The 9,855-nt window shown below is 57.1% G+C and carries 9 protein-coding genes; 4 read left to right on the forward strand and 5 right to left on the reverse strand.

The annotated features are described in order from the left end of the window. The 3 genes from ACFO3S_RS17010 to ACFO3S_RS17020 all read right to left on the reverse strand — a co-directional run bounded on the left by ACFO3S_RS17010 (position 1) and on the right by ACFO3S_RS17020 (position 4,892). The gene (locus tag ACFO3S_RS17010) at positions 1-1,320 is read right to left on the reverse strand and encodes an ABC transporter substrate-binding protein (RefSeq protein WP_378098628.1); all 1,320 of its coding nucleotides are present in this window, start codon (positions 1,318-1,320) and stop codon (positions 1-3) included. 141 nt (positions 1,321-1,461) lie between these two features. Beyond that, the gene (locus tag ACFO3S_RS17015) at positions 1,462-3,054 is read right to left on the reverse strand and encodes a response regulator (RefSeq protein WP_378098630.1); all 1,593 of its coding nucleotides are present in this window, start codon (positions 3,052-3,054) and stop codon (positions 1,462-1,464) included. Positions 3,055-3,074: 20 nt separating this feature from the next. Then, positions 3,075-4,892, reverse strand: a complete 1,818-nt coding sequence (locus ACFO3S_RS17020; RefSeq protein WP_378098632.1) for a cache domain-containing sensor histidine kinase — start codon at positions 4,890-4,892, stop codon at positions 3,075-3,077. A 192-nt stretch (positions 4,893-5,084) separates the two neighbouring features. On the opposite strand from ACFO3S_RS17020, the gene ACFO3S_RS17025 reads away from it, so the two are divergent. The 4 genes from ACFO3S_RS17025 (at position 5,085) to ACFO3S_RS17040 (ending at position 8,905) form a co-directional block, all read left to right on the forward strand. Beyond that, positions 5,085-6,407, forward strand: coding sequence for a helix-turn-helix transcriptional regulator (locus ACFO3S_RS17025; protein ID WP_378098633.1), 1,323 nt, complete (start codon positions 5,085-5,087; stop codon positions 6,405-6,407). Beyond that, positions 6,382-7,197, forward strand: a complete 816-nt coding sequence (locus tag ACFO3S_RS17030; RefSeq protein ID WP_378098635.1) for a WYL domain-containing protein — start codon at positions 6,382-6,384, stop codon at positions 7,195-7,197. The genes ACFO3S_RS17025 and ACFO3S_RS17030 overlap by 26 nt, the downstream gene beginning before the upstream one ends. A 504-nt stretch (positions 7,198-7,701) precedes the next feature. Continuing rightward, the gene (locus tag ACFO3S_RS17035) at positions 7,702-8,070 is read left to right on the forward strand and encodes a hypothetical protein (protein ID WP_378098636.1); all 369 of its coding nucleotides are present in this window, start codon (positions 7,702-7,704) and stop codon (positions 8,068-8,070) included. Positions 8,071-8,296: 226 nt separating this feature from the next. Then, positions 8,297-8,905 (forward strand): DUF1349 domain-containing protein, encoded by a 609-nt coding sequence (locus ACFO3S_RS17040; RefSeq protein WP_378098648.1) that lies wholly within the window; start codon positions 8,297-8,299, stop codon positions 8,903-8,905. A gap of 97 nt (positions 8,906-9,002) precedes the next feature. Here the strand turns inward: ACFO3S_RS17040 and ACFO3S_RS17045 are convergent, their stop codons facing one another. Then, entirely contained in the window at positions 9,003-9,119 is a 117-nt protein-coding gene (locus ACFO3S_RS17045) for a CD1375 family protein (RefSeq protein ID WP_378098637.1), read from the reverse strand. 1 nt (position 9,120) lies between these two features. Next, positions 9,121-9,765, reverse strand: a complete 645-nt coding sequence (locus ACFO3S_RS17050; RefSeq protein WP_378098638.1) for a hypothetical protein — start codon at positions 9,763-9,765, stop codon at positions 9,121-9,123. Positions 9,766-9,855: the final 90 nt, after the last annotated feature.

Consider the following 9,855-nt stretch of genomic DNA (forward strand, 5'->3'; position numbering starts at 1 on the left):
CTACTGCTGCTGTGCCATCAGCTCGGACAGCTTCAGATCGGCCGCCTTGGCCACGCCTTCGACCGTTTCCTTGCCGCTGATCATCTCCTGGACTTTGGCGCACAGCTCGTCGGACAACCCGCCCGGCCAAGCCTGGTTGCTGAAGTACCAGGACGGACTTGTCTGGAACAGCCGATAGTATTCGTCGAACACCTCGCCGCCTTGGAATTCCACGCCTTTATAGGACGGAACCTGCCCGACGTTGTATTCCGCCCATGCCTTGAACAGCGGGGATTCTCCGTCGTACATGTACTCCATGATTTCGACGATCGTATCGTAATGCTCCGTCTTCGCGTTGATGAACGTTCCTCCGCTTGGCGCTGCCGACAAGCCCAGCGGCTCTCCCGGATCGTTGCCCGGCAGCGGGAAAAATCCGCGTTCGAAATCGACCTCGCCCTTCTGCGTAAGGTTGGACTGCGACCAGTTGCCGTCGATCGTCATGGCGGCCTTGCCGTCGATGAAGAGCTGCTGCGCCTGCGTATTGCCCGCTCCGAGCGAATTTTTCTGAACGAAGCCGCGGTCGTACAGCGTTTTGTATTTCGTCAGCACTTCCAGCCATTTCGGGTCGGCAAAGCTCTGCTCGCCCGCCAACAGCTTGGTGTCGAAATCGTTCTCCTGCGGGTATACGATCGAGGCTGCCAGCTGATACAAGCCGAACTGCGCCACGAAGCCGTCTTTGTCCCCGGAAACGAGCGGTTGGATGCCCGCGTCCTGAAGCTTCTGGCAGGCGGCGAGGAAAGCTTCCCAATCCCCGGGGATTTCCGCGATGCCGGCCTGCTCGAACAGCGATTGGTTGTAATAGACGCCAAGAATGTTGACCCCGGACGGAATCGCATATTGCTTCCCGTCGACGGCGAAGGCGTCCACGACTCCGGAATTGAACTTGTCCAGCACCGACAGTCCGGTAATCTCCTTCGCATAGCCCGGCTTCACGACGTCCAGCGCCTGCATTTTCGGCCAGTAGAAGAAAATGTCCGGCCCGCCGCCCGTCGCCATTCTCGCCTTCAGCGTCGTAATATATTGCTCGTTCGGAAGCGTCTCCGATTGGATCGTGACGTGAGGGAATTTCTCTTTGACCAACTCCGGGAAAATCTCCGTATTGAAATCCTTCTTATCCGTCGAAGCGTTCCCGGGTCCCAGCATCGTGATCGTGATCGGTTCGTTTTCCGTTTTCGGCGAATTGGCACCGCTTCCATTGTTGGCGGAATTGTCGCCTTTCCCGCATGCGGCCAAGGCAAATGCCAGCAAGATCGCCAGCGTCGTTACTAAGCTTTTTTTCATCTCAGACAAGCCCTCCCTATGATTGTCGATGCCCGTATGCGTTGCGGCAAGCTCGCCCTTACTGTGCACAAATCGATTATAATCGAGAAACCGGAACAGGATTTTGGCATTTGGGGTGTACTTTTTTTGGGGGAGGCGGCGCTAGCGCCGCCGGGACTGTCGAAAGGCTTGCGGAGTAACTCCCGTCGTTTTCTTGAAAATCCGAATGAAATACTTGTCGTTGCTGTAGCCGACCAGTCTGGCGATGCGATCGAGCGGGTAATCGGTTCGTTCCAGCAGTTCCTTCGCCTTGGCGATGCGCTTGGCTAGCACGAATTCCGATATATTCATCCCCGTCTTTTCTTTGAAAATATAGCTGCAATAGCTGGCGTTGACATAGAAGCGCTGAGCCAGCTTCTGCAGAGACAGCTCCTCCTGGTAATGCGCTTCGATATAGCTCTGAAGCTTGCGGACCAGGCTATGGGACGAGTCCGCGCCGGAAGAGCGACTTGGCGATTCTATCGCTTGCAGCAGCTCCTGCATGAACTCGGCCAGCCGCCGACTGTCGTACCCGTCGTTCAGTACGGCATCCGCTTCCTTCGCCCAATCGGGCGGCGCCAGCAGCAGCTTCTGGCGCGTCGCGTTCGTTATCGCCTCGATCAGCTGCCTGCACCGCGACCTGACTTCGCTCCAGGTCGGGTTGTCGCGGAATAGGGCCTCGTTCATCTCCTCTGCGGCTTTATCTGTCGAGCCGGATTCCAGCCAATAAACGAACCGCTCCGTCTCCTCCCATCGCTCCGATCTTGCGGACGGACGTTCGAAGTAGCTGCTGTAGCCGTACTTCCCGGCTGCCGGACAGGCGTCCATTGCCGACCGGCATTCCAAATATGCTTCGTGAAGCTGCCCCAGCTCCCGCTTCGGCAAGCTCGCGGCGATCAGGAGTCGACTCTCGGTCGTATCGTCTACAAGCGGGCCCGCTTCCGTCATCGATTTCTTCGCCAGCGCATGGACGCGCCTGGAGTCGTCCTCCGAATTCAACGGAACGACGAGGTAAAGCCACGCCTCGGCCGACCCCGGAATAAGGACCGGCTCCGAGATGAACTCGTGCGGCTCCCGCAACAGATCGGCGAGTCGACGCAAGCCCGTCTTCTGCACGCTTCGAGCCTCGTTTGTATACTGCGCCAACAGCATGTAGCGCTTGAACGCCTGAAGCGTGCGGCCCCGGCGCGATTGAAGCTCCGCGGAAGCCGCTCCCGATCTGCCGGACTCGATCTGAACGCGGCACAGCTCCAGATCATACTGCTCATACAAGCGTTCCTGCTCGGCCTGCATGTCGTCGAGCTTCTCCCGAAGCTCTCTGGACGCCGCTGCCTTTTCGATCGCCTCGATCGCTTTGGCCATCACCGCCTGAACCTCCTCGCGGCTGAACGGCTTGAGCAGATAGCCGGCCACCTGCGCTTCGATGGCGCCCATCATATACTCGTAATCCTTGTAGCCGCTGACGACGATCATCTGCTTGTCCGAATAGTGCTGCTTCAGCAGGGCTAGCAGCTCCCGGCCGTCCACGCCCGGCATGCGCATATCCGTCACGATGATTTGCGGGTCGCGCTCGGCGATAAGCGCCAGCGCTTCCCTCCCGTTGTTCGCTTCTCCTGCGCAAACGAGCTTCAGCGACTCGGCGAAGCTGTCGATTTTGCTGCGAATGCCGCTGCGAATGAGCGGCTCGTCGTCCACGATGACATAGCTGTACATCATAAGCCTGCTCCCTCCTGCCTTTATGGCCTGAGCCTCGGTACGCGCACGCGCACGTTCGTGCCCCGGCCCTGCTCGCTGTCTACTTCGATTCCCGCTTCTTGCGACGCTTGTCCGTAATACAGGCGAATACGCGAATGAATGTTGGAAACGCCGATGCCGCCCTTCTCCCTGCGCCCCATCTCCGTGAAGCGAGGCGGCACTTTCAACTGACGCCGCAGGCGTTCAAGCTGCTCCGCCGTCATCCCGGAGCCGTCGTCGCGGATGTCGATCTCGATCGCTTCGTCGTCCATCCGTCCCGAAATCGCGATTTTCCCCGGCCCCTCCTTCGTCTCCAGACCGTGATAGATCGCATTTTCGACCAGCGGCTGCAGGATGAGCTTCAATATTTTTTCCTCGCGCAGCGGTTCGTCGATCTGAATATCGAAGACCAGCCTGTCGCCGTAGCGCATCTTCTGAATCGTCAAGTAATTGAGCACATGAGTAAGCTCGTCCTGCAGCCGCACCTGCTCGCTGTCCGTCTTGATGCTGTAGCGGAACATATCCCCCAGAGCCTTCGTAATAACCGTAATGCTGACAACGCCCTCCACGTCCGCGATGCTGTTGATCGACTCCAGGGTGTTGTACAGAAAATGAGAGTTGATCTGCGCCTCCAGCGCCCTCATCTGAGAATCCAGCAGAATAATTCGGTTTTGATAGCGCTCCTTGATAATCGCCTTGTTCTCCGCAATCATCGCGTTGTATTCGTTGTACAAGGTCGCGATCTCGTCGCTGCCCCGCAGGTGCTTGTTGTTCAAGAGCACCTCATTGGACTTCTCCGACTTCATGATGCGGCTTAAGTTGACGATCGGCCTCGTGACCATGCGCGACAGGAAAAAGGAAATCGCCCAGAACATGATGCAGCAGGTGACGGCTATCGCGATCAGCACGTTGCGCACGGGAATGAACTGGTTTTCCAACGCGGCCATCGACACCCGAAGGACGAGCTTCCATTCGTAATTCGGGAACGTCCTGAAGATCGTCAGCCATTCGCCCGCGTCGTCCATGAACTGCCCGGCCTCCTTGCCGGACAGCAGCTCTTCGTCGCTCGCCGACAGAGGCACGCCTCCCTTCCCCTCCGAGCTGTCGTATTCGATGCGTCCGTCCAGGCTTGTGATGAACATAGCGGACTGCTGGGGAAGGATGTTTTTGTCGATGCCTCCGAACAGCTCCAGATTGCAATCGATCAAGACGACGCCCAGCGGCTCGTTCGTCGTCGGGTCGACGATCAGACGGGAGAACGAGATCGAAGGCTTGACCGACATCGAATAGTCCTTGCGTCCGATATCGCTTACATAAATTCCGTCCTCCAGCGTTCTGTTGTACCATTCCGCCCCCTCCGGGCGGTACCCGAGCCGCAAATCGTTATCCGTTCTGGCGTAATAGAAGGAGTTGCCCCCTGCGGCAAACAAATAGATGCCGTTCATATAGCGATGCGTATAGAGCAAACTCTCGAACAGAAACTTCAAGTCCCGATGGCTCTGCAACAGCTCGAAGTTGTTCAAATCATCGGTATACGCCTTGTGCCGTCTCAAGATGTCGATGATCGAACGATTGTCCGGCGAATAAGGCTGGTAGGCGAACGTCTGGCTCACGTCCGCGATCTCGTCCAGCGCGTCGCCGACCTTGTTCATGCTGTTGTCCAGCAGATTGGCCGCGGTCGCGCTCACCTGCCGTTGAATAAGATCCGAGTATCCTCTGTAGGACACGACGGTGATCAGAATAATCGGAAGGAGCGAGACGCCTAGAAAAATCACGAACAGCTTGTGCTTGATGCTGAACTTGCGCCGAATCGCCCTCATCCCCTGTCCGTTAGACTTTTTGGAATTGATTATAGTGGAACGTAGCGGCCGGAACCATTCTTTTTTTAACGCATTAACGGCGGCCGGCACTTGGATCTGCTGCCCAGACTCGATAAAATGCCATTTTCCCCAACCTCTGTAATTGCTACAATGAAACGTATACGGAAACGGAAGAGAACGGGAGGAAACAGAATGGCCCGGGAGAGCTTCGACAAAGAGGTGCAGTTTCTTCGGCTGCTGGCGCTCGCCGGCGGCGCGTACAATAGGCAGCAGTTCGCCTCGCGTCTGGGAATTTCCGTGCATACCTACGACAAAACGCTTCGCCACCTCAAGGACATGAGAACGTCGCTTCAGCCTCTCTCCGAGAAGCAGGAGTCCGACCTCGCGGAGGGGCTTCGCTACAATCCTTATGAGTCGGCGGACCCGCTGCTTCTGTTCCTGTTCCGCGCCAAATCGCTCAAGGAGTCGGAAAGCGTCCGGCTTTCCTTGACGATCACCCTTTTGCAGGACCGGGAATTGACGGCAATGGAGCTTCTGGACGCCTGCAGCGAAAACATGCCCGCCGACTTCCCCTGCCCCGACGAGAAGACGATTCGAGGCGACTTGAAGTATCTGGAGGAGGTCGGCGTCATCGCGCGCTGCGAAGGCGGTCGTCCTTACCGCTATCGAGCCGCCAACGATTTGGTCGATCGGCTGTCCGACGACGAGCTGCTCGATCTGTACGATTACGTCGACGTGATGGCCAACACTCAGGTGCCGGCGGTTCAAGGCTACCTGCTGCGCGACACGCTCAAGAAGGCGCTCGGCAAGCGGGGCTTCGCCCCGGAGGCGTCGGACATTCATCTGTACAAGTACCACTACCATTCGCGCATTCTCGACGAGGCGCATCTGCACGCCATTTTTCAGGCGATCCGGGAGCGGAAGAAGCTTCATTTTCTCTATCTGTCCCCCAAAAAGGGGAAAAACTACGCCTCGAAAAATACGAACCCCCTCTTCGAGAGGGAAACCGAGGGCAGCGACGAATCAACGCTTCCGCTGCTCGTCGTCTACGATCATCAGTACGGACGCTGGTATCTGATCGGTCACCACGCCAAGCTGGGCATGATGAAATACCGAATGGAGGGAATTACGCAGATCGAGACGGGCGAAGCGGTGGACGAAGCGGGATTCGCCGCCCGGCTTGATCGCGCTCGGGAGCAGCTTGAACGGAGCTGGGTCACGGATACGCTGCGCCCGGTAAAGGTCGTGGCCCGCTTCTACCATCCCGACCGCGCGGGGGCCAACTTCATTCGGGAACGGGTGGAGGCGCAAGGCCAGTGGGGAACGGTTCGCGAGGAATCCGAATCTACCTTTCTCTATGAAATTACGGTTAACGGGATATACGAGATCAAGCCGTGGCTGAGAAGCTTCGGATCAAGCTGCGAGGTGCTGGAGCCGGCCTGGCTCCGCCGCGAGTTCATTGCCGAGTGGAAGGAGATCCAGGCGTACTATGAATCCGTTCGAGAAAATATTTAATTACCAAGTCATCTCCCGTCTGGACGAATCGGATTCCTACGCGCTGACGGCTCAAGAACGATCGTGGCTGAAGACGATGCTGGAGCACCCGGCCTCCTCCGACGCTTTCACGCCCGATACGTTGGACAAGCTGCAGCTGCTGCTTCAGGGAGAAGCCTCAATCGACATTCGCGGAATGTTGACCGAGAAAGCCAAGAGCCGGGAACGCCAGGTGTATCACCCGCTTCTGCGAACGCTTCGCCGCATCGTCATGCGAGATATGGGCATTCGCCTGACCTACCGGATCAAGCATGGGGGGATCCAGGCGAGCCAGTCGGGTCTTCCTTTCAAATTGGAGTACTCGATGGTGAAGCGGGAATGGTATTTGCTCTGGTACAGCGCGCGCAAACGTATCCTCATGTCCACCAAGCTGAGCCACATTCTCTCGGTCGAGGAAATGGCGCTCCCTGCCGAACGGATCGCCGCCATGCGAGATCGGATTGCCTGCCTGCTGGACACTCGCAAAGCGCAAACCGTTATTGAGGTCGTACGCACCTACAATGCCGAGCTGTCGCGCATTTTATATGCGTTCTCCTGCTTCGACAAGACGGTCAGCTATGACGAACAGTCCAACCTGTATCGGATTCGGGTCGCTTACCTCGCGGACGAGAGCGAGTATCTGTTAGCCAAAATCCGCTTTCTCGGCTTGAGGGTGAAAGTCGTGGAGGGAGACGGGCTTCGCAAAAGGATGCTGGAGTCGGCGGAGAAAGCGTTGGGGCGGTATGGCGATTCGATCGGCAGTGCAGAGTAACGGGGGCCTAACGGGCCGCGCAGCATATCGTACAGATCGGCTACTTCCTCCGCCGTGCTTTATCTCGTTCCGATCTGCGATACCCCGTCGTTGCGCCGTAAAAAGGCTTCAAAGCGCCTTCCGGCGTGATCTTCTCCTGCAACTTGTGCGAGACGATCCACGGATCGGGTATTTGTCAATCCTGGAGCCCCTAATTCGCGAGCTATCCTACGGCACCAAGCTTGCGGAACCTGGCGGAGACACGAATGGAATCCCGACCTGCCCGCGATCTCCATGATCGGCTGTTGCCCGCGTTCCGACCCGTAAAGAGAATTTTGTCGATTCGGCCATTAGGTCTGCGGACTTAAGTGTCGAATCGCGTACCGTACTTTATCATCATTTACATGAAATTACAAATGATGTCATACTGGTGTTGGAAGGGTTGCAGCTCCCGATGAACGCTGGCCAGCATTCAGCCTCCAGAAACTCCTTCTAAACAATCCCACATTGAAAGGATGGATATTCGTGAAAATGAACAAGTTAACGGCACTTCTGCTGTCCGTCGTGTTGCTCTTTGCCTTCTCGACCGCTTCGAGCGCCAGCACCCCGTTAAACCACACGGATACCGTTACAGGGCAAGGGGATATTTTGATTACCGGGACTGCTTATTTTAGCAACAGCCCTCCGGCCGGAATCATCTTCGCGGACGTATACCGCATCGTGAACGGTGTCGAGGAGTACGTGACCAGCGGACGTTCGAACATTTACACCAACCCTAGCGTTGTGAACTATACGATTACGTTTAATACTTCGTTTACGCAAGGCACGTACAAAATTCGGTATTCTTACGCCGGCACGCTCGCCGACTTGACCACCTACGCTCGATTCGTCTAATCGCAAGCTAAAAGCAAAGGGTACAGTTCCTCAAGCAGGTGGGGGAGCTGTACCTCTTTTGCATGTCTGGACGATGGACCTCTACCGTATTCCGCCTATCAAAACCTGACGAAGAGACGGCCGAAACCGGAGCGTGTAAAACGCATCTCCTTTTTCGCATATCGCCAGATCGAGGCTGGTCGGGTAAACTAAAAGAATCCGACAAGAGGGGGACTTCGCCATGTCAATCAAGTCCGAGGATATTCCATGGAGCAGGGGAAAATGGACGACGGCTCCGTTATCCGTGAAAGAAGAGGAAGGGCTGCTAAGGGTCGGAGCCAAGCACGGAAGCGATTATTGGGAGAAAACGCTCTACGAATTCGAGCACCGCGACGGTCATGCGCTGCTGGCGGAATGGACGGACGGGCGCGCGGTCGAGGTCGGCTTCCGGTTGGACTCCCTGACCGAGCTGTACGACCAGGCCGGACTGATGCTGTGGCACGGCCAGCAGCAATGGATCAAGGCGGGGATCGAATTAAACGACGGCGTCCCGCATCTGGCTGTCGTCGCGACGGACGGCTACTCGGACTGGTCGCTCGCCCCCGTACCCGAATGGCTCGGCGAGGAAGTGACGATCCGCGCTTCCCGGATGAAGGAAGCCGTCATTATCCGCGCCCGCACGCGATCCGAAGGCTGGCGTACGGTTCGGGTGGCGCGCTTTCCCTATTCGTCCGGCAATCTGGCAGGTCCGCTGGTATGCGCGCCAACGAGGGCCGGCCTGGAGGTCGTGTTTACCCGCTGGTCGCTGACGGCTCCCGATGCCGAACTGCATGCTGACCCTCCGGCAGATGTTTGAGGCGCGTGTGGGGTCGGCTTGAATTAGTAGGACGAGGGAGATGTTTTTATCGCCCCCTTACCGGTTAATCCAGAGATGGACTTATTGCAAGGGGCTGTCAGCGATTACTGTTTTGGGCATTCAGGATGGCTTCGACTTCTGCCCGCTTCTCGGCGGGAACGTCCTCGATTGTCTTCAGACCCTTGCGAATCAGATTGGCGTATACTTGTGCCATGTCAACTCTCACCCCCTTCCAGGGCGGCGACACGAGCAGACAGGGCGTCTATCGTTGCTTGCTGTATGAGGATGATTTCGTAAGCCTCAGCAAGTCCGAGCATCGTCTCGACGGTCTCCTGCTCGCGGATAGTGTTGGCCGTTAGCGATGTCTCATAGACTTCGGCAAGCCCGAGCATCGTTTCGACGCTTTCAGATTCGAGTTGGGCAACGCGCTGCTCTGTCGTGACCGGCTGCGGCGCGTTCCGGATTGCGTCGATCTCCTCTTGCGGCATACCCTCGACCCAGCATTCCGGGCGCGGAGGCTCGACATAAGCCGGGCGCTCCCCACGCTCCTCCTCCGTCTCGGCGTACCAGTCCGCCAGGGCTTGATCGTGGGCTTCACGGGAGGCGATCAGCGCGGCCTGATAGTCCGCCCACAAAGCAAAGTTCCATCGGGGTTTAAACAGCCCGTTTGAGACTTTCTCGGCTATGATATAGCCGGTAACGACTTCTTCCGGCTCCTCGTCGTCTTCGGCGGGCAGCAGTTCGCGGGTCTCCGTCACTCCCGTTTGAGAAAGTGGAACGAGGACCGGTTCGATGTAATAGCCTTCGAGGTCTACTTTTATGGCTGGAGTTGTCAAGAAAAGTGCAGTTTGAAAACACACTCATGAAGAAATCCTGTTGCTAGGCTGCTTGTGACAGCATTCTTTCACGATAAATCGATGGGGGCCAGCCCCCTGGATTCGTGGTGTAGA

The sequence above is a fragment of the Cohnella hongkongensis genome, assembly GCF_042654645.1.
In the GTDB taxonomy this organism is placed as follows: domain Bacteria; phylum Bacillota; class Bacilli; order Paenibacillales; family Paenibacillaceae; genus Cohnella; species Cohnella hongkongensis.